The sequence below is a fragment of the Dyella sp. genome (assembly GCF_035503745.1).
GTDB lineage: Bacteria > Pseudomonadota > Gammaproteobacteria > Xanthomonadales > Rhodanobacteraceae > Dyella_B.
Window position 1 is genome coordinate 148,875 of record NZ_DATJTC010000047.1, and the last position, 23,301, is coordinate 172,175.

Genomic DNA, 23,301 nt, shown 5'->3' on the forward strand with positions numbered 1-23,301 from the left:
GCCATACAGTGGCGTGTATAAAAGCAAGCACGTAAAGTCAAAGAGATGACGGATCGATCGGATGGACACGATGTCTGCGGTGGCGGGTATAGCCAACTACACATTTGATCAGGTGGAGACCTTGGTCTTTGCTGGCGGCGGCAATCGCTGCTGGTGGCAGGCGGGGCTTCTAACCCAGCTGTTCGAATCGGGTTTCGGCCGACCACAAAGGTTCGTCGGGACGAGTGGTGGCGCGGCGATAGCCGCATCGCTTTTGACGCATGGCGCGCAACATGCGCTGAACACATGCATCGCGGCATATGCTGGCAACCGCAGCATCTTCGACTTTTCCAGGCGGGCCAAACTCCGTTTTGCCCACACGAGGATCTATCCCGCGTGGATTGCCTCCTTCCTCAACGCTGAATCGTTTTCCAAGTTCCGCGCCTCCGCGACAACGCTTACGGTTGCGGTGACGCGACCAGCCAGGTTGCTTGGCGTTGGCGGTAGCGCGCTCGCTGGAACGCTTGCGTACCTTGTAGAAAAGTATTGGTCCAAGAGCCTGCACCCGAAGCTGCCTAGGCGGCTAGGGCTGCGCCAGGATTTCCTCACAATCTGTGCCGACACATCGATGGACGACGCCCAGACCTTGCTAGTGGCGTCCGCTACGGCGCCGCCCATCATGCCGGCGCGACGGGTCAATGGAGTTTTCGCCTTAGACGGTGGCTTCGTAGACAGCGTGCCCGTGGAAGAGCAAACGCTTGAGCAGCGTCGCAGAACGCTGGTGCTATTGACGCGTCATTACCCGGGCTTGCCAACGCTGTTCACGTTGGGCAACAGGACGTACTTGCAGCCGAGCGCGAAGGTGCCCGTTTCAACCTGGGACTGCACGGCTAAAACCGATGTGACACGCCCATTTGAGATGGGACGGCGGGATGCCTTGAGCTCCATGCGATCCGGGTTACTAACCCCATCGGGTTAAGCGTAAAAGGGCATGCACCTCGCGCGTTATGCCCGCCGGCGCGCCCGCCCCAGCCTTGGCGCCCCCACTCCAGCCGGATTCGCGGGGCCGGCCGTACAGCTTCATCAACACGCGCGCTGTCGATCGTCAATGACGTTATTCATCAAAATCTTATGATGGCCCATTCGCCATCGATCGTGTGCGCGGCGTGCCCTGGCGCCGGCACTCCGGGCGGATGCCCTCGTGGCGTGACCGATCCCCGCCCTACTTCGGCCGCCCACGTCACTAACATGTCTTTGCACGATAACATCATCCATGTTATCGTGCAGATCAATGTTAAGGTCTGCCCGATGAACCCGCTTCCCTTCAAGGCCGAGATCTATCTTCACTCCATCCTCCGGGGTGTCGTTGGCCATGTGAAGCCCGTGGCCGCAGAGCTTCGCATGAGGCTGCCGCACTACCTGACTGATCGATTCGACCTGTGGTCCGTCCCCATCGCGGGGGAAGCCGTTCTTCTCGCAGTGGCAACCGGGACAGGCGACACCGCTAGCGTTGGGGACACCAAGAAAATGCTGGCCAAGCTTGCCGAACTTAGCGGCATGCGTGTTCTGTATGTCGTGCAGGCCGTACAGTCCTACCAGCGCAAGCGCCTGATCGACGCCGGCATCGAATTCCTGGTTCCTGACAGCCAGTTTTTCGCTCCGGGTTTGGGCGTTGTGCTGCGCAATCAGTTCGCCCCCCTGCGCGCTCAGCCCACCGACCAGATGAGCCCGTCCACACAGGCCATTCTGATCTCCCTGCTGCTGTCCGATCAGGTAACCCCAGTGACCGCCTCGGCGGTCGCCATGAGCATTGGCTATACCGCCATGACGGCGACGCGCGCTGTGCGTGAGCTGGATGCGTTCGGCCTTGTTCGCCCAAAACGTGAGGGGCGCACCCATCAGATTGCGCTAATCGACGACCGCGCACGCACCTGGGAGCGCGCCAAGCCACTCATGCGCAGCCCCGTCTTGCGGATCGAATACCCTCGACACGCGACCATGGAGAACTGCCGTCACTTATTGAGGCCCGCCGGGCTTGACGCCCTGTCACAGCTAACCCTGCTCGCCAAGCCAAAACAGTATGTCTGGGCCATCAGCCAGAGCGACTGGCCTGCCGTGTTGAAAGACATCATCCCGCCGGACGGTGCGGAGAATGCGGGCGAATCCGTGCAGATATGGAGCTATCCGCCCACACTCGGCGGTGACGGAACAACGGTGGACCCTTTATCGCTGCTTCTTACCCTGGATGGCAACAACGATGAGCGCGTGCAAATGGCAATGGAGGAGCTGGAGAGGAAGCTATGGCGGTGATTCATGGCTTGGCGAAATTCGCTGAGTGGTTTGCCCCGCACCGAGACAAATACGTACTGATCGGTGGTTGCGCCGCCCGTACCATCATGGATGAGGCTGGCCTGGAATTCCGCGCCACCAGGGACCTTGATGTGGTGCTGGTCGTCGAGGCGATCGACGCCGCGTTCGCTCGGGAGCTTTGGCGTTTCGTTGAGGAAGGCCGTTACGAGCTGCGCATGCATAGCGGCGAAGGCAGGCCGTGCTTCTATCGCTTTGACCATCCGAAAGATCCGGCCTTCCCGGTCATGATCGAGCTGTTCGCGCGCAAACCCGATCTGCTGGCTCCGCTGGAGCACGACAATCGCTTGACGCCTATCCCGATTGAAGAAGACGTGTCGAGTCTCTCCGCCATCCTGCTCGACGACGACGCGTACCACTTCCTGATGGCAGGCCGGATCGAAATCGAGGGCCTGCCGCTCATCAACGAAGAGCGGCTTATACCCCTCAAGGCGCAAGCCTGGATGGATCTGTCCGACCGGCGCGCTGACGGGGAGATTATCGACTCGAAGAAGGTACGCAAGCACTTAAAGGATGTCGTAAAGCTGTCGGCCCTGCTACGCGCCGATCAGGTCGTCACCATGCCGGCCAGTATCGCGGCGAGCATGCAGCGCTTTATCCACCGCGCACGCGCCTTACCGGATGAGGAGCTGGCCGCGTTCGACAGTCGTGCCGCTTTCACCCTGGCGATCGATCGCGTAGCTGGCGCCTTTGCATCTTCGGCGATGGTCGTTGCCGACTAGCCAAGCGCCTGCCGCGCGATCGCGCTTCCAAGCGGAGTTGGCCCGGTAGCTTCAACAGCAAATTGCCCGCCGCCTGGCAGCTCGTCATGTGAAGCCATTGTCGCTGCGGGGAAAGGTCTACTTGGGCTGACTGGCCAAGCATGACGTCGTTGGATGCCACGGATGCGGCATTCTCAATATGCCCATGCGGCTTTCGACGCGATGAAGCACGCGCCGCATCCAAGCGCGTGGCGCACTGCGCGGCCCACTTATCGCAATACCGCCTCAATCACGCCGCTTTACTGGGCCGCATCCGGTAAAAAGTTCATCGCAACCCCGTTGATGCAATAGCGCAACCCCGTCGGCGGAGGGCCATCGGGAAATACGTGCCCAAGGTGACCGCCGCACTGACTGCAATGAACCTCGGTGCGCACCATGCCATGGCTGGTATCCGTGGTCGTCGCTACCGAGCCCGGTTCCGGCTCATTGAAACTTGGCCAGCCCGTTCCGCTTTCAAACTTCGTTTTTGCGACGAACAGGGGCTGATCGCAGCCCGCGCAGATAAAAGTGCCCTTGCGCTTTTCATAAAGCAGCGCACAGGTACCTGCCCGCTCGGTTGCGTGGCCGCGGAGCACACTGTATTGCTCAGGGGTCAGGATTTTCCGCCACTCGGCATCGGTGTGGGTGACGTTGAAGCTGTGCGACGCGCGGCCATCCAAACGTGTGGTCATGGGTGCAGGCCAAAGGGGAGTTACCGAGTAATTCGTCGGTGGCCCATGCCGGGTTACCTCGGCTGCATGCCGGATGGATTGCCCCGACAGGGGCGCACGTCCAGCCTATGATTGAGCATGGGACGCCCGCCCATGAGCAGTCCATGTTTTACCCCGGGATTTAAGGAAGCGGCGGCTCGGCAACTGCCTGATCGCGGCTATTCGGTGACCGAAATCGCCGAGCGTGCGCCTACATCCACGCACCGCCTGTGTCGGTGGGCATGCGTTAGCGTGCCGCGTTGATAAAAGTGCCCAGGTCTTCCAATCGATGCGCCCAAAACAGCGCCAGATGTTGGTCCTGCGCCTGCATCAGGTTGCGCACCTTGAACACCCCGGACAGCATCGCCGCCGGCACTACCTGAGATGCGCCCAGTTGCTCGACCCATTTGGCGGCCTTGGAACCTGCGTCGTTGTTCAATCGCTTGACGCTGTTCAAGGCGCTGTTGGATACCTTGCATTCGATGAGCAGCAGCCGACCGTCGAACAAGGAAACGACGATGTCCGCCTTCCTGCCCGCGACTTTGCTTTCGCCGCAAAACGAACCCGTGGCCGGCGCGTCGCGCAGGGTGTGGATGTCGCGCGGCGCCTCCTCGGATAACTCCAAAACGGTCCGGAGATACTCTTTGACGGCGCTTTCCTGATCGTCTTTGCTTGTATTCCTGCGCGTGGTCGCCACCCGCTGGGCCGTCATCAGCGCTGCCGTTGCCATGATGGCTGCCTTCCACTCCGCCGGACTGGGACGGCGCCTGGCTTCAACCCAGGGAAAGCGGAATGGATCCAGGGTTTGCAACAGTGTGCGCAAAACGCTGCGCGCCTGGTAAGGGTTGGCCCGCAGACTTTTAACGCTTAGCGTCGAGTCCGATAGCACCTTGAGGTCATCGTGCGACACCGGGGGCGCCGTCAAATACCGAAGCACTTCGTCCAACTGTTTCTCATACAAGGCCACTACCTGCCTGGAATGAACACGCCGCGGATTGCGCAGGTCCAGTTCATTGAACACCTGCCGCGTCATGTTGCGGCGCGTGCGGAAGGTGGCTTTCCAGAGCGCCAACGGTTCGCCCAGGCGCTGTTCCCGAAAAAGCGCCATGGCGGCCTTCATGTCCTGGGTCAACTCGCCGTGCGACCACCGCTTCGCCTGCGCCGTCATGCGCTCAAGGCCTCCAAGTTCGGCACCAGGATGCGCTCCAGTTCCTTAGGCTCGAACTTGGTGAGGCCGCCGGCATAGGTCCGGCCGTCATCGGTAAGAACATTCTCCCGCAGCCAGCCGGCCAGGGCATCCAGCTTCGCGCTGGACAGCTCCTGACGGGGATACAGGCCATGGGCCACATTGATGTGGCGAGCACCGCAAAGATTGCGAACAAACGCCGGGGCGCGCCGGGCCATGTAGGTGGAGAGGATCGGCGCCGGCGACTTCAGGCCAACCGCCCACCAAGCGCGCCGGTGCTGGGCAATGTAAGACTGATCGGCGCCCTGGCGCTTGGCCCACTTCAAAAAGCGCTCCACGGCACGACGATCCGCATCGTCCAACTCATCGAGGTCCGCGGGTATATCGATCACCCGCCGCAGAGGCTGGGCGCAATGAAGCTCTTCTCCGGCGGACAGCAAATCCCGGGCCTTCGTGATGGTCGGCACCAGGACACTGTCGGGCAAATCCGCCGCATGGTCACCCGCAATCCAGATGCCATTGCCCCCGGTCACCTGGCCCCGATGCACCCGGCACAGTTCGCCCAGTTCGACATAGCCTTCGGGCACTGCCCGCGCCGCCCGGAACAAAGGCGACCATCGCTGCGCCTTTCGCACGCGGTCCCACGGAACGAGGTCGCCCTTGGTGAGCCCATTGAGCGTTTCCAGCGATTGGACCGCATGCACGCGCAACCCCTCGGCCGGCTGCTGTCCCAACTTGAAGCAGGTGATGGCGCCGGTGGTCGCGGCACCTTCAAACGGGATCGCCCGTGCATCGAGCACGTGGACCGCCACCCCTCCCAGACGTTCGGTCAACAGCTGGCGCAACGTGGCGCCATAGTTCACGTCCAGCCACTCGGCCGACGTGATGAAGGTGCCCATATCGCCCGGCTTGGCCAGTTGCAGCACCCTCAGGAAGAAATGGATGTGCAGGCCCGCCAACTTGCTGGCCTTAACCCCAAATGCCTTGGCCGATACGGCAAACCAGTGTTTCCAATCCTGCGCAATGTCATGGTGGCGAACATACGGGGGATTGCCCAGAAACAGCGTCTTGCCCCGAGTTGCCGGCAATTGCGCCAGGCGGAAATCGTCGACGACGACGGTGGCGCGCCTGGTCAGCCCCCGCACAGCCAGGTTCGCCCGCAGCATCAGCGCAGCCACCGGGTCCAGTTCGACGCCTACCAGATGCGCACGTGGAAACTCCGCAGCCGCTGCCAGCAGGTACCGCCCGGAGCCCGCCCCTGGGTCAACGACCCGTGCAGGCGTGCCCTGGTCCGCCGACCAGTTCAACATCGATCGGATGATAGGTTCGGGTGTGTAGACCGCACCCATGTCCCTGCGCGCATCCGCGGAGCGAAGGCGCAGAAAAATGGCTCCCAGCGGATCGCCTGCCTTATGAATGGCTTCCCGGGCGGCCTTGACCAGCCCCGGCTCGGCGAGCGGCCTAATCCCTTTCGTGATGGTCCGCTCTGCGATTGACAGACTCGGGCGCGGTCCCAGCAAGGCCAGACACAAGGCCAAAAGTTCGCGTTCGGTCTTTATCAATCGAGGCGCCTGCGAGTGCCCCTTGCTCAACGCGGGGGCACGGCGGGCGGCGGCAGGTTTGTTGTTCTTTGCCCCTGTCATGGCCTCGTATCCTGCAATGCAATGACCCAACCCGCCCATCATCGGCGAGTCAGCCCACTGGCGTATTTTTACCATACGCATCTCACGGGTTGATACACCGCCTGGAAAATCTTCAGACTGGTCGGATTGTGGTGGGCTTCGTCGTCAAAGCATCGGATGGCTCATTGCAAGTGCAGGTCGCTTCCGATACCAAAACTGGATCCGCAGACACCGCTCAAACAGCAACCGTTACCGTGCCGGAAGGCGCCTTGGCACTCACTCATGGCCACATTGACACCGGCCCCCAAAGGAGCAACGGGATGGTGGACGATCCGAAAAGCCATGGTGGCTACGGCGACACCCAGGCATTGGCCAACATGTCGTTCGGCCGCCCAATCGAACTGGTGCAGGAATAATCCCTTCGGCTCACAGTCTATAAAAGGTTGTTCTAGCAGGCTGTTGAGAAACCTCCGCGCATCGCCGCGGTCATAGACGCCCTCAATCACTGACCGCCTGAACCGATGCGCAGCCCCGACGTCCAGCAGCTTGGCATGTTTTCGTATGTATCGGTCGAGGATCGCGTGCCGCCCGACCATCCGATCCGCAAGCTTCGGATTCTGGTGGATGCGATCCTGGGCGAGCTCGATGAGCTGCTGGCGGCGCGCTACGCCGCAGGCGGTCGCCCGTCGATCCCGCCCGAACGCATCCTGCGCGCCTCGCTACTGCAGGTGGTCTACAGCGTGCGCAGCGAGCGGCTGCTGATGGAACAACTCAACTACAACCTGTTGTTCCGCTGGTTCGTGGGCCTGAACATCGACGACCCGGTATCCGTGCCAACGCGAGCCAGTTCGTTGGACGTATGGTGATCCTGGTCCGCTCTTCAAAACAATCTTTCCGCACGCGAACCCAGGAGGCATGCGTGTCTCCCCCTTCTACGTTTAGTGGGTCTCCTTGGACGTAGTCTGCTTAGTGGTGAAGTGGTCTGCTTTGGGAGGCGGCACAGCCCAGGGGCCCCCAGGCACCTCTGCCACCTTCCGGGAGGCCCCAGTGTCGCCACAGCATCGCGTATTTTCTCCCCGCTGACGCCCCTGATCCACGATTTGCCGGAGCGCGAGGCCTCCATGGAGTAACTCTTCGAGCACACGTCCAACAGGACTGGTCAGTCGAACCGCTTCCAGTGACCCTCGGAGACGACAGCGACCTCGCCGTCAATGACGGTGATGGCGGTCTGGTCGTCAATGGCGTAGCCTGGCCCGTCGAGCGCGTGGGCCCAGCACTCCGCTTCGACGAAGCCGAACTCCGGCATGTTCGGGTGGTCGAGGTGCGGAAAGATGCCGAAGTCGACCAGCCCCAGCCCTGCGACGCTGCCGTTCGGTGACCGCCAGTCACTTACGACCTGGTCGAGGTCGTGCGCCGCCACGAGGCTCCCGGCGCTCACCCCAACCCACACCGTCTCCTGCAGCGAAGGCAGGACGTCAGCCACGCCGGACTGCTGCAGCCAGTGCGCGAGGTAGAGCGGATCGCCACCGCCCACCAGAAGAGCATCGGTCTCCCGGACGAGGGGAATCCACTGCGCCGCGTCAATGCTAGGAAGCGCTGTGAGTTCAAGCAGGCCCAAAGACTTCCAGCCGATCTCGCACAGAGGAGTCATCGCGCGACCGGAGACGATGCGCCACGCGGCACCAGGCCCTCCGGCGGGGTACGCCGCCGTCGGGATCACCAGGGCACTGGCCTCGGCGATAGGCTTGCCCAGCATCTGGACGAGCGCGTTGGCGATGCTCGTGTTCTTGATGCCGGCGGAGGTGAGAAGAAGCCTCATGTCTCTTCCTTCTTGTGATGCCACGCCACCACAACAGCGACCGCCTTGACAGGACTTCGGAATCTGGGAGGTTGGCTCCGCACAGTGGCAGGCCATCCCATGAGCAGCCCCTCACCCGGCGCCTGCGGCGGTGGCTGTCGCAAAGTGAAAAACGAACACTGCCTCATCGGTGGTGTTCCTTAAACAATCAAGGAGGCTCAGCCCATGCCAACAAAAAAAGAGATTTTTCGTCAGATCATGCTTCCAGCGTATTTCTGCGCTTTCCTTGCCCCCGTGTTCCATGGCATTGGCGAAAACCTGAGCGTATTGAGCCCCAAGCGCGTACGCCCAAAGCCGAGCCATGGTCGTGTTTTTGGTGTGAAGGGAACGTTTGATCACCCCCAGTCCGACCAGGGGGCGCAGGGCTTTGGGCACGACCAGGCGGAAGTGCCACATCCCAGAAGGATGGCGCAGAAGATGGTGGGCCAGGCGCATGAGTTGACCAACCAAGTTGACCAAGCGCCGGAATACGGGCAAAGAAAAAGCCCTTGGAAACCAAGGGCTTGATCAGGGTGGCTGGGAGACTAGGATCAAAATCCAATCATCCAAGCCATTGATTCAAAAGGATTTATCGCATCAAAATTTGGAAAAGTTTGTGCCAAGGTTTGTGCCAGACAACATTCCGTACTATAGCCGGTCAAACGGACCGTTGAAAATAAGCACAACTTGTTAAGTTATTGATTAAATTCGGCTTTAAAGGCAACCTTCCTTTTCGCTTGGAAGTGCTTCCCATTGAATTGAGCCGCAAGGCAAGGGACAAACGCCTATCTGAGCGCATTGACTATACGTAACATTTCGTATATCATCTTTAGTACAAACAAGAGGCAATGGAGATGGGCTTCAACGGTATTAAGAAAAAAGTAATTTCAAATTTATTAACAGGCAACTTTGTACACGAAGCAAGAAATGATATTGATGTTAAAAATCTTCTTTCAGCGAATCAAATAAGCATCCAGCAAGCAGTAGAGATATTAAAGAAATGCAGAGGCAATGAACATACACAGAGCCCACATCATTTAGATAGCTCAGTAAGTGTAAATATTATTAAATCACAAGGCTGGTATATAAAATTTTATTTTGATAGCGATACCGTTTTTATCAGTTTTCACTAGACAGGAGAACAATTGTGAAGGTTTACCAATTAGGCGAAAAGGGCAGTGCTCTGTGTCATCGCGACGGCAGAGTAACTACTACCTTTGAATATCGCGACCTTCCTTTCAGTGATGGCAACGGTTTAGCCAAGGATATTTTGGTTGGAGTATGTGACATCTGTGGTGATGCTATCGTAATTCCAGCTCAGTCTACCCCTGCAATAGCATCTGCACGGAAACGGGTGGAACACCCATTAGAAATCAATATTCCATCAATTTACATTGAACTACTAGATGCGGCGTCGACTCGCGTGTCACATAATGCGACGCCAGATTTCCGTAAAAGACTTTTTGTTTATTACATAAACCGATATGCAAAGGGCGATGAAGACATATCTGAGCTTTTGGAACTAACTAGCTCTCTGGACCAAATCATTGGGTCAATTGGCGAAATGCCGAAAAAACGCCTTTCAATGCGTCTGCATGAAAAAATAGATGAACGCTTTGACATGATTCTTAAAAAAACAAGCCTAAATAAAACTGATCTAGTTAAATCAATAGTAGCTAAAATTAAACTAGATTTAGTAGAAACAAATCATCCAAAGCACTTAAAGGAGTTATCCACCATCGCAGAAGTATTGTATGCATGAAACTGGCAAATGAATTCTGGATAAGATTGAAGATGAAGAGTACGCCGTTTTTCCAACTCCGTTCCTCCAGCTAAATATAAGGCGCAATGCCAAGCGCCTAGGAATGAAACTTGTCAATGGCCTTCATTGAGCATCTAAATTCAACTGAGCAAAAGCCTTTGTCGTCAAAGCCTGACGCAAAGTCGTCAGCTCTTCGGTTCCAAGAATCCCCCGAAGGTGCTGTATAACTTTGTTGATGGCTCTGTCGCCAGTAATCTCCTTATCCTGCCAACGCCCCCAACCCATCACTTCCGCGAAGACCAAGTACATTTCGTTGATGTGTGCTTGAATGGTGCCATCGTTCACTGCACGTACGAGTCCCGCATTGGCGCCAATGCTTCGCAAAGCACCCTCAAAAGCGTCCAATCTTCCCTCAATTCCGCTGGTCAACCAAACCGCAAACTCCCTTCGAATCAGGAATAGGTCGGTAGCCGAATTCAACACCTCGTCAGTAGGCCCATGCCTAAATAAGACAACTAGCGCATCGTGCGTTGCTGTAGCGTACTTCTCGCTAAACTCAACATGCTTGTCGAAGGCAACGTTTGCCATATGCGAAGTGGTGGCGAGAGAAAAATGATTTTGCGAACTAACCTTGAACATCTCGTACTGGTGGGCAATCTCTAGTTTAGAAAGCTCTCGCTGGTACGCCACCTCATCAAGCAAAATTTTAACCAGCATTCCAACCAGGGAACCCACAAGGGGGACAGATGCAAATTGCTGTAAAAAATCACCATGTGGCGCGATAAAGGCAACTATCGCAGACGTAACAAAAATCGCACCCAGCCAAAAGTAAGCACGATGTCGCACAACTGACTTAGCCATACCTGCCCCCGTGGTATCAATCAACAGACGAAATAATCTGTGCTTCTATACCTTCTCTATCAGTCGCTTTTTTTCTGAAGGCAGCAAAGTCATCATTGGAAGAACCAATCACTTCCGCTCTCTTGAAAGAGAAATTTTGTATCTCAATCTTGGTTCGACCTTCTTCCTTCATGACACTGACACTTGCAACACCATAGTAAGCAAAGTGAACAGCTCCAACTTCAACCTTGTTAGCGACAATGATGGGCACGCCAGACACAATGACCCCCTCTGGAAGGGATTCATCCGAGTAATGGGTTATGCCACCCGTCTCCAGCAAGTATGAAAAATGCTCGAGTGACTGAACAGAGTTATGGACATCATCAATCATGAAATCCACATCGGATGAAAGGCCACTTAACTTTGCTAGATTCTGCAAATCCTTTGATATATCCAGCATAGCACTCGCATAGTCCAACTCCCCTTCCGATGCATCCTTCTTCTGGAACGGCAATGTCATGTCCCGAAGATGACTTGACGTGACAATCTCCATTGATACCTGTCCATTGCATAGAGCATGTCGCAAGGTCGCATAGTCCACGAGACTTTGAATCGTCATGCGCTTTTCGTCCGCCAAAAAGTAGATGGCGTAATCGATGTTTCCATCAGCGATGGTGACTGGAACTTTCAAGAGTTCCGACTTAAACATCAAATACACTTTTCCACCAATGGGCTTTGGCGCCATAAATGCATTGGCACTCATCGCAATCGGGTAATCGCTGCCATCACATCTAAATTTTAGGGTGCATTGCTCAATGGGATTTGGACGGATGGAAATCTTACCTTTGGTTGGTGGAACTGTTTCAATGCGAATTCCAAATCTTGTTTCCGCCATCTCTATACCATCTGTTTCGACCTCTTCGACCTCCCCCAAAAATAATTTGGCCAATTGCTCAGCGTTCTCCATGCGAACACTGAACCGTCCTTCATGTGCTCTTGGTCCATATCCAAGAGTCTTCATTTGCTCATTCTTTTTGTTGGCATAAGCATGCATGTCTTTGCCAGCATGCCTTTCTAAGGATGCTCTCAAGGCATCTGACGATGCTTCAATCCTTACAGCCTCACTGACCTTAAAGTGGATAAACTTTTTGTTTATCTTGTGGCGCTGTTTCTTTTCGTCTTCGACTCTCAGCCTTTTTAAAATCGCTTCGAGATAGTCGTCCATGATGTGAAGTACGTAGGCGCAGGAAAAGCTTTTGTCTTCCCTTACCTCCATCACAACGATGAAGGACGGCTTGAGGTCCTTGGCCAGACGCTCGGCCATGTTGAGTCGTACTTTCACTGACTCCGTTGATTCGTTGATGGTCTTGACTTGCACAAGACAGGAACAAGGAGCTTTTCGACCGTCCAATGGCTCATCGCTTTTTGCATCTTGCTCGAAATCGACGATGAAATCCCATCCAGCCATGTCGCGCTGGACTTTATTGCAAATCAAACCCGCATCCTCGCACCACTCACCAAATCGCAACTCACCCTTGCTACCAAGCCTATCGGACCTCATTTTTGGCATCGCAAAACGCCCCTGGCTTTGTCTGGTTTGAAAGGTCATCCATGACCCCTGGCAATTCCATTTGAAAACTCGAACCCTATGCAATTTTTCCGTTTAATTGTTGGAACATCATCAATCACTTAACTCTTAGAAATATGTATCAATATCAGACTGTAAGCAGTCTCACACCATTCCGATTTTTTCAAAAAGGCTCAATCCAAAATTTTTTTGAGCAAGAAGCGATATAAAGACCTCCGAAACATCACTTCATCATGCCTGCGCATGGGCAACTGTCAAGCGGCAAAAACCTCGCCGATTTTCTTCGCTTTGCTGACCCGATCAATATCGAGAAAAAGCACCCACTTTTTGCCGTCATTTTTGGCGCTAGCGATCAGCGTTTGACTAGGCAAAAAAAGGCTCCTTTAATGGCTCTTTTAACCCATTGCTGGATTGCCTATTGAGCGAATACCCAGCCCCAAACAAGGGGTGCCTATGCACGTTTCATCTATTACTCCGACATCAATTACCAACTCTAACAACCACTATGAAATTATTTTTGGCGACAACTTCCTTAAAGTCGTCGCGAACGTTGAAAGCCATAGTTTGGCGATGGAGGCGGTCCAAACCATCAAGGCCGAACTCGGTAGCACCTACCGTTTCTCTCCACAGCCAATCCCGTCCGAAATTTCTAGCAATGAAGCACCCGTACTAAAGACAGGCGAAGTTCTACAGCAAACACCCACTGCATCACCCACACCACCGCCAGCACCCTCTCCATCTAAGCCTGAACCTGTTCGGGAAAAATTGAGCTTCTATGCCGAAGCGCATCTTCGAAACATGAAATGCGGAAAGGGCGTGACCAAAACAAGCCTCAATGAGGTCAATTGGACCTTAAACGTCTTGCAAGATTTAATAGGCAACAAGCCTCTTGACCACATCACCTATAGCGATGTGACGAAGTTTCAGGATGCCATTGAAAAGTGGCCTGCAAACATTCAAAGACGCAAAGACTTTGAAGGTCTTCGACCCAGAGAAATCATCATGGAAGGTCAAAGACAGAAGTTAAAGCCGATAACGAGAGACACCAAAGGCAAACACATCAATACACTTTGCACGTTTTTCAACTGGTGCGTGGAATCAAAGCATTTGATGGAAAGTCCTGCCAACCTCATCGACTGCTCTCGTTACAAAGACCCCACTGCCGAACAAACGAAAATCTGGTTTGATGCGGTAGACCTACAAGCCTTACTCGACCCAACCAGAACAAAATGTTTTCGAGACCCCCGCCATTTTTGGCTCATGGAAATTGCGCTACGGACATCCATGCGCATTCGAGAGATTTGCCAACTTAGTGTCGATGACATCAAGCGCGACAGTGGCCTTGATGAACTCGGAAACCCCATTGATGTTGTCTATTTTAATGTGGCTGAAGACAACGATGAAGAAGGGAAGAAGAAAAAGAAAAGCGTTAAAACGCCCTACTCGGTTCGAAAAGTCCCCATCCCCGATTACCTTCTTAACTTAGGCTTCCTGCAATACGTCGAAGACGTTGCCAAAGCGGGCTTCTCCGAAGTCTTTCCTAGAGTCGAAAACAAGGAGGAAGACCCTGGTCATCCCATGACCATGTGGTTTCGAAAATACAGGAACGCGTGTGGTATCAAGTCTCGCAAGAAGACCTTTCATTGCTTTCGACACACGTTTACAAGTCTCGCCAAATACTCATTGATTCCCGAGAACGTCATTGATGCCATCAACGGGCATGCACCCGAAAACACGTGTAAGGATAGGCGTTATGCGACACGGCCTAACGTATTTGCGTGCAAAAAATACATTGAAAAAATCGCGTTTCCTCCAACGCCAATGCAACCTTATACATCAGGCCGTTTTGATGCCTACTTTGAAACGGTGAAGGAAAGCAGACAACATCAAACCGCCCACCAGGAATCTTTGGAGAGGCGAGAGAAGGAAGAAGTAAAGAAAGCCAAAGCATCCAAGAAATAGATTGCTCTATTTCTCGCGTGGCCTCTTTCGGCCATCAGGCTCCCTGGGTTCTTTGTACTTGGGGTCCGCAAGACGTTTCTGAAATTCTTTGCTGATGTGGACAAGGTCAGTCTTGCAGGCCACACACCAGTCATGGACCTGGACGGTATCTAGCCTCCGCCTACCCCGCTCGGCTTCACTCACGAAAGCTTGGTCTACATCCAGAGCCTGGGAGAGTTGTTCCTGGGTGAGGTCAGCACGGGTCCGAACATCACGGAGCAGCTCCGCAAAGATTCTGTGCTCTGGCCTGTAGATGCTTTTCCGCGCCACCGCTCAACCCTCTGAGTGGCTTGAAAAGCTATATGTGAAGGCCGTTTATGCTATGGTCACATATGTGATCATCACATATGATGGAATTTGGTCACATATCAGGGAATGGGGGGCAAAAATGAAGCGATTCATGATGGGGCTAGCCCTGAGTCTAGCCCTGGCGGGGTGCAACCACTCTTCCCAAGACCCGACCGCCACAGGGTCTACGAATCCAATCAATCAAAGTGGCGACGGCAGTACAGCAGAAGCCCATCCCTTTGGACAAAGTGCAGTATCCAAAGCCGACCGGACCACGCCACTTTCGAACTACACCAAGTCCGACGACCCGTCTTGGCTGACTTACGTCTACGTCTCTAGGCTTACTGACCAGCCCAGTGATGACGAAAAGATGAAGCTCTTTTCGCCGGAATACTTCAACGAGTCAGATGCGTTCAAAAAGCACGACATCATGACTGCCGACCTTCCAACCATAAACGCCACTCTGGAGAAGTATCGGAAGCTTGACTATTACGTCCTGCAAACCGAACAACCGTTTGGCACCTTTGCTTTGCTCAAGCCCTATGACTTCGGGACTCAAAGCTTTCGCATCGATGGATGCGGGCAGTTTGCCTACCAAGCAAAGCAAGGCATCTATCTCAAAATCACTCCGAGTCCAAATATGTGTGACCTCAAGGTCACCGATACCAATGTGGCTCATCAAATTGAATCGCTTCGCGCCAATTTCCATCTGAAGATGATGTTCACGCAATACTTCTTCGTGGATGGCATTGACCCAACCAAAAATCAAATCAACGCAACGGCCACACATCTGCACGTGGACTTCCAAGACCTTCAACAGAACAGCAAGACCGTCGCCTCTCTCGACATTGACTAACGTCATTACACCGGCCAAATGCTGGAAAGCCAACGTAACTACAGGGGTTACACCATGAAAAAGATTTTCACCCTCACCACGGCTCTTCTTCTGACCGCCTGCGCCACCACTGGCACGAAAATCGACCCCAACCAGTTGAACCAACTGAAACCGGGCATCAGTACTATCTCCGATGCTGAGCAGTTGTTGGGTCAGCCCATGTCCGTCCAGCACAACTATGACGGAACAACGCAACTGGATTACCTGTACTCAGCAGAACAAACGGACGCGAAGTCCTATATCCCCATTGCTGGTGCGTTCATCGGCAAAGGCGCCCATACACAAAGTCAAAACACATTGTTGTATTTCGACAAGGACGGCCATTACGTCAAGTGGTCCAGCTCAAGCATGAACAACTGAGCTGGTTTGCTTTATTTTTAAAACAGGGATGAACCATCATGACCATTGAACCAAGCATGTGGATGACCTTGGCGTTTGCGCTTGTTCTTCTCCTTGCGTGGATGACGTGGGAATTTCTTATCCGTCCACGTCAAAGCCTTTTTAAAGGAAAAGACCTCTGTGTACGCATCTCAACCCGTGAGCAACTGCTCACCCTTGAGTCCAATGAAGACGTCAACGTCCATTCATTGAAGCTCGGGTGTGGTCAGTTTTTTTATCGAAGGGAAACCTACACTGAAACCAAGCAAAAGTGGCATCCAGGCACCTCAGACAGCGTGACCCTGTATGACTCAGGCGGTGGCTTTTCGACAGGACGTTTGACCAAAGGGGTAGAAGGTTGGTGGCAGACCCTCACCCAAGAAAAGCCAACAGGACTGACATCCGTCTTCGTCGAAGAAATTGACCCTGTTTTGCATTTTCACCAACAATGGGCGACGAATCACAGCCTTCAGCAATCCAAAACCGACCGCAACGTGGCCTGTTTGCGCATTCGCAACCGAACGGCCAAAGCCTTCAAGCGTTGGGTCCATGCGCATCGGCACCAACTTATTCCCAACGAAAAATGGGTTCGGAAATCTTGGGATGCATCTTGCAAACGACTTCTAAAGGAATGCCGACAAGACATCTTGGTCAAACAGCTTAAAAATCCATTGGAGTTGTTTGATTACACCCCGGCGCCAAACATTCGCTACTTGGTCATCGGTCAAAATGGCCAAGGTTTTTTCAAAACACTGGCAGGCCGTGAGATGCATGCCATCACCCTAGACCAAGTGCGTGGAGAAAATAACAAACTGACCGTAACGTTTCCCAATGGATGGAAGGAGGACTTTTCCCTGACACCCGAACACATTTCTCAACTGCATCGCATTCGTCGGAATGGGGAAAAGCATCTGACTTCACTTTCAAGCCTACCCGTCAAAGCGAGGTAGAGGCAAAACGTCTGTCACGTATTTTTTAAATACCGCTTGAGTCGCAACTTGGCATTGGTGAACTGGACGTCTGAGACTTCAAAGTCGTTGGGGTCAAACGGCCAGTAGGCCTTAGCGTGTCCTTCTTTCAACCAGGACCGCATCTCTTTGTATCGGGCGTTCTTTGGCCCTATCAATACTTGCTTCAGCTCTTCATACCCATACACACCCCCGCAGTCTTCCGGGGGTGTTGCATTTTCGCCCGCCAAGCAACGGGGATAATTTTCACCGTCTGCATCCATCACTTCTTCCAAGTGGATGGTGTGACGCCAGTCATCGCCAAAATCGTACAGGTATGTCAGCGTTCGAACCTGCCCTAGGTATCGGGAAAGAGAAACAGTCCAACCCTCTAGGATGGGTTCTCTGGCGTATTCATCAGGAACACCGATATGGATGCTGCCCGTTGGTGACTCCACCTCAAACTGGTGGAGATGACAATCCATCCAACCAAAGGCGTCTTGAATGGCCACATGCAAATCCCAGAAGGTTGCAGATGTGAGAATTTCAATCCGACGCCAAACCAAAGGCTCAGTTCTATCGAGTTCGATGCGAAGGCGAAAGGCTTGAGTTTGAAGTTCCAACGTCATCTCCGAACCTGCTTGACCATGCTTGAAAGCTCACCATTTTAAAGCATCTTTGTGACGTGCAGGTTCGGGATGATGGACTGAATCTTGCATCGACAAACCATCCATATCCCCATCTTCCTTGCTCTCTTCACTCTGAAACAGAGTTGGCAATTCTTTGCGAAGCAACTCCCTATCAGAACCCGAGAATTCCTTGAGCAAGTTCGCCATCAAGGGAGACTTGGCTTCATCCAGCTTGACCAGCGAGTTTCGAATCAAGGACAGCGCATCAGCCTGCCTTTCCTTCAACGAACTGGCTTCTTTTTCCAATGCGACTACCTCTGTAGCATGGTTGGAAATGGTCTTTTTCAATTCTTGCACATGACCATCATGAAGACGAACTTTGGACCGTAGCTTTTCGTGTTTAACATGAGAGCCGCCCATCGTTGCAAACATCATTAGACGCCAACGGTTTTCCTGTTCCCAGGTGGTGAGTTTGATTTGCGCCAGTTTTCGCAGATGCCGACTTTGGTCAGCTTGAAATTGGTTGTCCAGTGATGCCGCCCGAGTGGCTTCGATGATTTTAAAGAGTTCGTCCATCTTCGCTTGCAGTTCATGGTAGGTGGCGAAAGCCTTGTCTAGTGCTTCAATCAGCACCAAAGAACGTTCCAGTTCTTCCGCCTCTTCTTTGCTTTGAGGTGTCGGGGCAGTTTGCCGAAGGCGATAGGCCAAGGAACCTTGGCGGCCAATGACAGGTTGAACCAAGGACTGAGACTTTCTAGGTCCGAACAAAGAAACCGCCGATTTCTTCAATGCCCGCGCATGCGCCTGTAGGGGCTTCCCACCTTCACGCTGCACATCCTTAACGGCCTGAGCATGCTGCGCGTCCAGAGCACTCATATGAGCCTTCTGGTAGACGTGGGCCACGGCTAATGCTTCCCGAAGGCTATCGCCCCGATTCGTATAGATGCCTTTCCGTTCCATCGCAGTGGCTGCTTGGCCGAGCGTTGGCTGTGGCGTCAGGTTTAAACCAAGGCGCTTGTAGCTCTTGTATTCGAATTTGATGTCTGAGCCGACGCTTCGAGAGAAATCGTTAGCAAGCTCCGACCACTTACAATTCAACATTTCAACAAACACCGCGCTGGTATTCTTATTGGACAGTTCCGTCAACTTGGCTCCAAACCCTGTACTTGAAGTGCCTTCTCCACCTTCATCTATTGACGCATCAGCAAGGCGACGGGTGGGAAAATACAGGTGCGCGTGAAAGCCCTGTTTGTCTTTTGGTTTGAGCAGACCCAACGCATCGCGGTCGGCATCACGATGAAGACCAAGTGAGACCGGTACATGCAGGGTGTCGCAAATGAACCTTGCCATTTCTTCGGCCAAGTCGCCCGCATCTTGGTCAGAGAGGCCGAAGGGCACGGGAATGCGATAATCCCGTGCGAGTTGCGCGTCTTTTCGTTTCTCAGACGCTTCAACCCTGTTCCAAAGCTGAGCTGGGTCCGTTGCCCAAGACGGAGCACCATTTGGTGCAATGGTCAAAGCTCTGACCACTTCTTCACCTAAAGCACGTTTTCGGAAGTCATGCCAACATTTTTGGCGTTCGTCGTAAAGTCTTAAACCCAACCGGTACGCAGCCCCCGCAACAGCAGAGTGATTCTGTGAACGAGTATGGGTCTCAATATGAGGGCGCGCGTGTTGATGTACTTGCATAGATGTCCTCCATGACATTCAGGGTTGATGACAGGTCAATCCGTGACCTAGATGCAACGTGTTAGTGTTTGATGTCACCTTACAAAGTAACCAGATACGACGTTGCCAGAACATCAAAGCAGATTTGCGAGACCTGTCAATGGGAAGCGCCCAAATATAAAATCCACCTTGTGATGCGTGGATTTTTTCGATGCTTTAGTGTTGTTGAATTGAAGCTTGGCTTTGAGTGTTGCAAGCGAAGCGCGCACTGGCGTTTACGCGGTCGTGTTCGCAGAACACTAAGACGCGCTCTTGCTCAAAAAGAAATGCTTAGGCTCTAAGACTCCGCACCTTGCAACGAATCAAAGTAGCCATCGCATCCAGTGAAATAACCTTCAAGGGCTTGCATCACATCAGCGAGTGCCTTCAAATCAAGTTCCTCGTGTGTTATTGGAATAGGATTTCCTTTGGTATCCACGGGGTAGCGATAGGAGAACGAAGCGGGGTCAACCTTGGCAAACTCAGCGATGATTTCAGCAACGACAGGGTCCGTCTCTTCTACGTCCTTGCAACCGTAACCATCCAGCAACTTAGTAAAAGCTTTCCAGAGTACGTCGAGGTCATGCTTATTCCAAATTGCTTCAACGCCGACAGTAGAGCCATACGTTGCAATGAGATACTTGAGGGATAGCTCAATAAATTGGCGATAGTTGAAAATAATGGGGTAGACCAGTGCATCGCGGTCGAATCGGTCAGCTTCCCCACGCTCGACCATCAAGTCTGCCGCCTTCTTATAGCCAGTCATCATCATCACCAAACGACTGTGCGCGTATGGCTCGATGAGGGCGTTTTGTAGTCGGCTTGTAGACTGGATGAACGCCCTGTCCCCTTTGCGAGGCCAGCGAAACTCGCGGTCAAGAAGACTTTCGAATTTCACCCCATCACTCATGATTGTAGCCTGTGTCTACCTGAGACCCTTCGCCATGGTAAAGCGCCTGGGCGTCAATGGCCTAAGTCCGCGCGTTATCTCGGGTAGTTGACGACCGTTTGCAGCCCCGCTATTGTCGGAACCGAACTGGCTGCATTCAGCCTTTGAATGCCTCAAGGCAAGCCCCTAAGGGGCGGTAATTGGTACGACGAGAGCAAGCTCGACTCGGCGTTCCAATCACTAACTGTTAGCGCACTCGCGCATGTCGTTAGCGGAGTTCTCACTCCTCTAGTTGACCGTATCGGCTGTTGCCGAACTCAATTTCCGCCATTCCCCAGGCCGCTGGCAGGGGTTCGCAGCATTGTGCTGCGAACTCGTTCGCGTGGCGCGCGGCCTCCTAACAGTTATGTCCGAGGTGCCTATGAAAGACAGCAGTGCCGGTAGCAAGGGTGAGGCAAAAGGCGTGTCGGTTGGCATTCAAGTGAACGTCTGGTGTCATGGGTCAATGCCCTTCAAGTGGTGGGCAATCCTCACGGCGTTCATTGTGAAAGCTATCACGCATTTGAACTCCCACCTGTAAGAGCAAAAAAGCTGAGGGAGACGAAACTCACCCTCAGCTCCAGGTGTTACATGACCAACTCAGTCGGCAAGTCTGCGCTCAACCGAGCGGAGCAGCGGACGTAATCCAATCCAAGTAACAGCCGCCAACAATCAATTGGTCGAAGCTGATGGCAACACATCCACCTTCACCCTCTTTCTAAACCTCGACAGGGCAAAAGACACAGCAAAAAAAAACAATCCTGCACCAAGACCAAGGATGGATGACCAAAATTGTAGAGTAAAATCGATAGAGTAGTGCAATAACATCCAGGTAGAAAAAAGCAAAGAAAATGCAACAAGTCCATCCACTACCAACAACAAGTGGCGTTGATGCTTGTACCTATTGTCCAAATAGCCATAGCTCTTTGAAAATTTCTCAGCGATGCTCTGATGACGACCACGAATCAGTTCCCATTGCTCTTCTATTTCTGCCTTCACCACCTCAAGCGTGTTCCTTTGATTGGAAACAAGAAGATCCATGAGAACGGCATAGACGAGAGCCCCAACCCAAATAAGGACATTTTTCAGACTCCAATGACTGGCGCTCTCCATCTGACCACCAACCAATATGATGGATGCGGGAACGGCCAGCAATTGACTTTGTATGTCAGAAAAAACCTTGTTTAGTTTAGATGTGAATTCCAGCTTGTCTTTTTCAACTTCTTCCTTGACCTTCTGGAACGAAAATTCAGATACATAAAGTTCATAGTTTGACTTAACGCCATCTAAGATGGCCCCGAACTTGGCAATGACATCGGCAGTTGTTATGCGAGGAGAATCGACAAACTTCTCAAACAACACGGTCTTGATAATTGTTGCTTTTTGCTCTTTGTGTATATCGCTTTGAACAAAGTTCGCGTCAAAGTAGTCGAGACAGTCAACTTCTTTTAAATCCTTAACCTCATAGTCTGGAGCAAGCTCAAGCTTTGTTTTTTGTAAAAACACCAGACTCTTGTATGCTCCAAATTCGTTTACATAGTCCGCTACACTCTTGAGAAGCCTAAAAAGCTTCGCTGCCTCAAAGTACAATTTGACTTCGACAGGTGCCTTTTCATCTCCTGCTTCGTACAAGTAGTCAATGTCAGCCAAATAAAATCTTGCCTGTGGCTCCAATCTTCTGGCGGCGGCTTTCAGCATGTCTTCAAGACTTAAATGAAAAGTACCTGGCGCAGAAATTTCGACGTGACGATTTCCTTCATCGTCCGAAACATAGAGCTCATGTCGCTCTAATGACTGCTTGACCTCAAGAAAATTCATCGCATCTGGAATGCGCCCAGATACGTTCCGGCCATCTACCTGACGATTCTCCACGCTTCGGTAGACAAGAACCGCCAAATCTAAATTGTCACTCGGCAGACTCATCGCCCTTCGCTTTCCTGATGTCCTGAACAAGACTTTCTGGGACGTCCTTAATAATTACAGATTTCAGCTTTTCGTCATAATCCACTTTTTCATCTATGACGTCCTGCACATCGAAACTTATCTTGACCGTGCCAAAGCTTTTGCTGATTCGCTTGAATCGAGAGTACGTTTTTTTATGAGGCTCGAAGGACTCACTAACAGGAAACTCCTTTTCCTTCACAAACTCAATGAACGACTTCGGCTCCAGGTCGTTTAACATTCCAGATAAAGCTTCCAGATTAACGGGCTGGTCTTGTGAGCGCTTCTCTTCGAAGTAGTTGAAGGTCTTCTGCCTTGCATCACGCTTCTTCTCTGGCGTCCACTCCATGGCAACACAATATGCATCGACCGCCTTCAAGGCTTGGTCGGTGTTGCTCTTGGAATCGGTATATTCCGTGCATCCAAGCGCTAAGCGAAAATAGCGTGTCACCTCATCCTGACGACCACTGCGCTTGATGAACGACAAATAGGGTTGTTCGTTGTTTTTCCATTTCTCAAGGTCAACCCTGGCCGCCTCATGAAGATGACTAATGTCAAAAGAAAGCGAGTCGTTTAGGTCCAATGTCTCTCTATCAATACCAGTTGCTGTCTTCAACTTCAGAACCACGATAAGGAGCCAATCTCGCCCCATGTTTTCATATCGAAGAAATAATATGTAACCACCTGTTGACTTGAGGGACGACTTCATCCTATCCGCCACAAGTCTTGATGTGACCTTAGAAAAAGGTACTAAGCTCTCCTCACCGGCGTAGTAACCTTCCAAGTGACTTGGGAATCTGTAAATTTCCTTATCAGAGTCAAAGCAACCATAGTTATTTGTCGCCTTCCCATAGACCCGCAAAAGCTCGTCACCAAGACTGAGCATTCTTCCGTCCATTTTAGACGGAACATCTCGAAATGACTCCTTGACCACAGCAGAGTCGGCTTCTTTCATC

The 23,301-nt window shown here is 52.8% G+C and carries 23 protein-coding genes and 1 pseudogene; 11 read left to right on the forward strand and 13 right to left on the reverse strand.

Features of this window, described 5'->3' with window-relative positions; genetic code table 11:
• Positions 1 to 61 precede the first annotated feature (61 nt).
• The 3 genes from VME63_RS18255 to VME63_RS18265 all read left to right on the forward strand — a co-directional run bounded on the left by VME63_RS18255 (position 62) and on the right by VME63_RS18265 (position 3,068).
• Entirely contained in the window at positions 62 to 958 is an 897-nt protein-coding gene (locus VME63_RS18255; RefSeq protein ID WP_325434962.1) for a patatin-like phospholipase family protein, read from the forward strand.
• A 269-nt stretch (positions 959 to 1,227) separates the two neighbouring features.
• Positions 1,228 to 2,289: a hypothetical protein gene (locus VME63_RS18260; RefSeq protein ID WP_325434964.1), complete on the forward strand. Its 1,062-nt coding sequence runs from the start codon at positions 1,228 to 1,230 to the stop codon at positions 2,287 to 2,289.
• The gene (locus tag VME63_RS18265; RefSeq protein WP_325434965.1) at positions 2,280 to 3,068 is read left to right on the forward strand and encodes a hypothetical protein; all 789 of its coding nucleotides are present in this window, start codon (positions 2,280 to 2,282) and stop codon (positions 3,066 to 3,068) included. The genes VME63_RS18260 and VME63_RS18265 overlap by 10 nt, the downstream gene beginning before the upstream one ends.
• A 278-nt stretch (positions 3,069 to 3,346) precedes the next feature.
• On the opposite strand, the gene msrB is transcribed toward VME63_RS18265, so the two are convergent.
• From msrB to VME63_RS18280, 3 genes are all read right to left on the reverse strand, one after another.
• Complete coding sequence (msrB, locus tag VME63_RS18270) at positions 3,347 to 3,778, reverse strand: peptide-methionine (R)-S-oxide reductase MsrB (protein ID WP_325434967.1); 432 nt, start codon at positions 3,776 to 3,778, stop codon at positions 3,347 to 3,349.
• 265 nt (positions 3,779 to 4,043) lie between these two features.
• Positions 4,044 to 4,916 (reverse strand): XamI family restriction endonuclease, encoded by an 873-nt coding sequence (locus tag VME63_RS18275; protein ID WP_325434969.1) that lies wholly within the window; start codon positions 4,914 to 4,916, stop codon positions 4,044 to 4,046.
• Positions 4,917 to 4,960: 44 nt separating this feature from the next.
• Positions 4,961 to 6,625 carry an Eco57I restriction-modification methylase domain-containing protein gene (locus VME63_RS18280; RefSeq protein WP_325434971.1) on the reverse strand — a complete coding sequence of 555 codons (1,665 nt, stop codon included), beginning with the start codon at positions 6,623 to 6,625 and terminating at the stop codon, positions 4,961 to 4,963.
• Between the two features lie 131 nt (positions 6,626 to 6,756).
• On the opposite strand from VME63_RS18280, the gene VME63_RS18285 reads away from it, so the two are divergent.
• Both VME63_RS18285 and VME63_RS18290 read left to right on the forward strand, forming a co-directional pair.
• Positions 6,757 to 7,020 carry a hypothetical protein gene (locus tag VME63_RS18285; protein ID WP_325434973.1) on the forward strand — a complete coding sequence of 88 codons (264 nt, stop codon included), beginning with the start codon at positions 6,757 to 6,759 and terminating at the stop codon, positions 7,018 to 7,020.
• Between the two features lie 105 nt (positions 7,021 to 7,125).
• Positions 7,126 to 7,443, forward strand: a pseudogene (locus tag VME63_RS18290) (transposase); the annotation flags it as partial.
• 320 nt (positions 7,444 to 7,763) lie between these two features.
• Here the strand turns inward: VME63_RS18290 and VME63_RS18295 are convergent.
• Positions 7,764 to 8,423, reverse strand: a complete 660-nt coding sequence (locus VME63_RS18295) for a Type 1 glutamine amidotransferase-like domain-containing protein (RefSeq protein WP_325434975.1) — start codon at positions 8,421 to 8,423, stop codon at positions 7,764 to 7,766.
• Positions 8,424 to 8,534: 111 nt separating this feature from the next.
• Positions 8,535 to 8,897, reverse strand: coding sequence for a DUF6538 domain-containing protein (locus VME63_RS18485; protein WP_414648293.1), 363 nt, complete (start codon positions 8,895 to 8,897; stop codon positions 8,535 to 8,537).
• 398 nt (positions 8,898 to 9,295) lie between these two features.
• On the opposite strand from VME63_RS18485, the gene VME63_RS18305 reads away from it, so the two are divergent.
• Both VME63_RS18305 and VME63_RS18310 read left to right on the forward strand, forming a co-directional pair.
• Positions 9,296 to 9,574 (forward strand): hypothetical protein, encoded by a 279-nt coding sequence (locus tag VME63_RS18305; protein ID WP_325434979.1) that lies wholly within the window; start codon positions 9,296 to 9,298, stop codon positions 9,572 to 9,574.
• A 14-nt stretch (positions 9,575 to 9,588) separates the two neighbouring features.
• Positions 9,589 to 10,203, forward strand: a complete 615-nt coding sequence (locus tag VME63_RS18310) for a hypothetical protein (protein ID WP_325434980.1) — start codon at positions 9,589 to 9,591, stop codon at positions 10,201 to 10,203.
• 123 nt (positions 10,204 to 10,326) lie between these two features.
• Here the strand turns inward: VME63_RS18310 and VME63_RS18315 are convergent, their stop codons facing one another.
• Positions 10,327 to 11,088 (reverse strand): hypothetical protein, encoded by a 762-nt coding sequence (locus VME63_RS18315; RefSeq protein ID WP_325434982.1) that lies wholly within the window; start codon positions 11,086 to 11,088, stop codon positions 10,327 to 10,329.
• Positions 11,081 to 12,652: a hypothetical protein gene (locus VME63_RS18320; protein ID WP_325434983.1), complete on the reverse strand. Its 1,572-nt coding sequence runs from the start codon at positions 12,650 to 12,652 to the stop codon at positions 11,081 to 11,083. Before VME63_RS18320 ends, VME63_RS18315 begins: the two co-directional genes overlap by 8 nt.
• Positions 12,653 to 13,084: 432 nt before the next feature.
• Here VME63_RS18320 and VME63_RS18325 point away from each other — a divergent pair, with 432 nt between their 5' ends.
• Entirely contained in the window at positions 13,085 to 14,593 is a 1,509-nt protein-coding gene (locus VME63_RS18325; protein WP_325434984.1) for a site-specific integrase, read from the forward strand.
• 6 nt (positions 14,594 to 14,599) lie between these two features.
• On the opposite strand, the gene VME63_RS18490 is transcribed toward VME63_RS18325, so the two are convergent.
• A complete protein-coding gene (locus tag VME63_RS18490) occupies positions 14,600 to 14,902 on the reverse strand; it encodes a helix-turn-helix domain-containing protein (protein ID WP_414648294.1) in 303 nt (100 codons plus the stop codon).
• On the opposite strand from VME63_RS18490, the gene VME63_RS18330 reads away from it, so the two are divergent.
• Genes VME63_RS18330 through VME63_RS18340 form a run of 3 tightly spaced genes read left to right on the forward strand, consistent with a single transcriptional unit; the run spans position 14,886 to position 17,143 of the window.
• On the forward strand, positions 14,886 to 15,776 hold the full coding sequence (locus VME63_RS18330; protein WP_325434986.1) for a hypothetical protein: 891 nt from the start codon (positions 14,886 to 14,888) through the stop codon (positions 15,774 to 15,776). The genes VME63_RS18490 and VME63_RS18330 overlap by 17 nt on opposite strands.
• Before the next feature lie 54 nt (positions 15,777 to 15,830).
• Positions 15,831 to 16,175 (forward strand): outer membrane protein assembly factor BamE domain-containing protein, encoded by a 345-nt coding sequence (bamE, locus tag VME63_RS18335; RefSeq protein WP_325434987.1) that lies wholly within the window; start codon positions 15,831 to 15,833, stop codon positions 16,173 to 16,175.
• Between the two features lie 38 nt (positions 16,176 to 16,213).
• Complete coding sequence (locus VME63_RS18340; RefSeq protein WP_325434988.1) at positions 16,214 to 17,143, forward strand: hypothetical protein; 930 nt, start codon at positions 16,214 to 16,216, stop codon at positions 17,141 to 17,143.
• 14 nt (positions 17,144 to 17,157) lie between these two features.
• Here the strand turns inward: VME63_RS18340 and VME63_RS18345 are convergent, their stop codons facing one another.
• From VME63_RS18345 to VME63_RS18365, 5 genes are all read right to left on the reverse strand, one after another.
• A complete protein-coding gene (locus VME63_RS18345) occupies positions 17,158 to 17,769 on the reverse strand; it encodes a plasmid pRiA4b ORF-3 family protein (RefSeq protein WP_325434989.1) in 612 nt (203 codons plus the stop codon).
• 30 nt (positions 17,770 to 17,799) lie between these two features.
• A complete protein-coding gene (locus VME63_RS18350) occupies positions 17,800 to 19,458 on the reverse strand; it encodes a MobA/MobL family protein (protein WP_325434990.1) in 1,659 nt (552 codons plus the stop codon).
• 316 nt (positions 19,459 to 19,774) lie between these two features.
• Positions 19,775 to 20,386 carry a hypothetical protein gene (locus VME63_RS18355; protein ID WP_325434992.1) on the reverse strand — a complete coding sequence of 204 codons (612 nt, stop codon included), beginning with the start codon at positions 20,384 to 20,386 and terminating at the stop codon, positions 19,775 to 19,777.
• Positions 20,387 to 21,076: 690 nt separating this feature from the next.
• The gene (locus VME63_RS18360; protein WP_325434994.1) at positions 21,077 to 22,327 is read right to left on the reverse strand and encodes a hypothetical protein; all 1,251 of its coding nucleotides are present in this window, start codon (positions 22,325 to 22,327) and stop codon (positions 21,077 to 21,079) included.
• A partial coding sequence (locus tag VME63_RS18365) for a nucleoid-associated protein (protein WP_325434995.1) occupies positions 22,311 to 23,301 on the reverse strand: 991 nt, incomplete at its 5' end. The genes VME63_RS18365 and VME63_RS18360, both read right to left, overlap by 17 nt.

What these genes read in the sequence shown, in the direction of transcription:
- VME63_RS18320 (WP_325434983.1), bottom strand. Translation starts at nt 12,652, where the DNA reads ATGACCTTTCAAACCAGACAAAGCCAGGGGCGTTTTGCGATGCCAAAA.
- VME63_RS18345 (WP_325434989.1), bottom strand. Translation starts at nt 17,769, where the DNA reads ATGACGTTGGAACTTCAAACTCAAGCCTTTCGCCTTCGCATCGAACTC.
- VME63_RS18265 (WP_325434965.1), top strand. Translation starts at nt 2,280, where the DNA reads ATGGCGGTGATTCATGGCTTGGCGAAATTCGCTGAGTGGTTTGCCCCG.
- VME63_RS18255 (WP_325434962.1), top strand. Translation starts at nt 62, where the DNA reads ATGGACACGATGTCTGCGGTGGCGGGTATAGCCAACTACACATTTGAT.
- VME63_RS18485 (WP_414648293.1), bottom strand. Translation starts at nt 8,897, where the DNA reads ATGCGCCTGGCCCACCATCTTCTGCGCCATCCTTCTGGGATGTGGCAC.
- VME63_RS18360 (WP_325434994.1), bottom strand. Translation starts at nt 22,327, where the DNA reads ATGAGTCTGCCGAGTGACAATTTAGATTTGGCGGTTCTTGTCTACCGA.
- VME63_RS18280 (WP_325434971.1), bottom strand. Translation starts at nt 6,625, where the DNA reads ATGACAGGGGCAAAGAACAACAAACCTGCCGCCGCCCGCCGTGCCCCC.
- VME63_RS18355 (WP_325434992.1), bottom strand. Translation starts at nt 20,386, where the DNA reads ATGAGTGATGGGGTGAAATTCGAAAGTCTTCTTGACCGCGAGTTTCGC.
- VME63_RS18295 (WP_325434975.1), bottom strand. Translation starts at nt 8,423, where the DNA reads ATGAGGCTTCTTCTCACCTCCGCCGGCATCAAGAACACGAGCATCGCC.
- VME63_RS18350 (WP_325434990.1), bottom strand. Translation starts at nt 19,458, where the DNA reads ATGCAAGTACATCAACACGCGCGCCCTCATATTGAGACCCATACTCGT.
- VME63_RS18330 (WP_325434986.1), top strand. Translation starts at nt 14,886, where the DNA reads ATGCTTTTCCGCGCCACCGCTCAACCCTCTGAGTGGCTTGAAAAGCTA.
- VME63_RS18275 (WP_325434969.1), bottom strand. Translation starts at nt 4,916, where the DNA reads ATGAAGGCCGCCATGGCGCTTTTTCGGGAACAGCGCCTGGGCGAACCG.
- VME63_RS18260 (WP_325434964.1), top strand. Translation starts at nt 1,228, where the DNA reads ATGTCTTTGCACGATAACATCATCCATGTTATCGTGCAGATCAATGTT.
- VME63_RS18305 (WP_325434979.1), top strand. Translation starts at nt 9,296, where the DNA reads ATGGGCTTCAACGGTATTAAGAAAAAAGTAATTTCAAATTTATTAACA.
- msrB (WP_325434967.1), bottom strand. Translation starts at nt 3,778, where the DNA reads ATGACCACACGTTTGGATGGCCGCGCGTCGCACAGCTTCAACGTCACC.
- bamE (WP_325434987.1), top strand. Translation starts at nt 15,831, where the DNA reads ATGAAAAAGATTTTCACCCTCACCACGGCTCTTCTTCTGACCGCCTGC.
- VME63_RS18340 (WP_325434988.1), top strand. Translation starts at nt 16,214, where the DNA reads ATGACCATTGAACCAAGCATGTGGATGACCTTGGCGTTTGCGCTTGTT.
- VME63_RS18325 (WP_325434984.1), top strand. Translation starts at nt 13,085, where the DNA reads ATGCACGTTTCATCTATTACTCCGACATCAATTACCAACTCTAACAAC.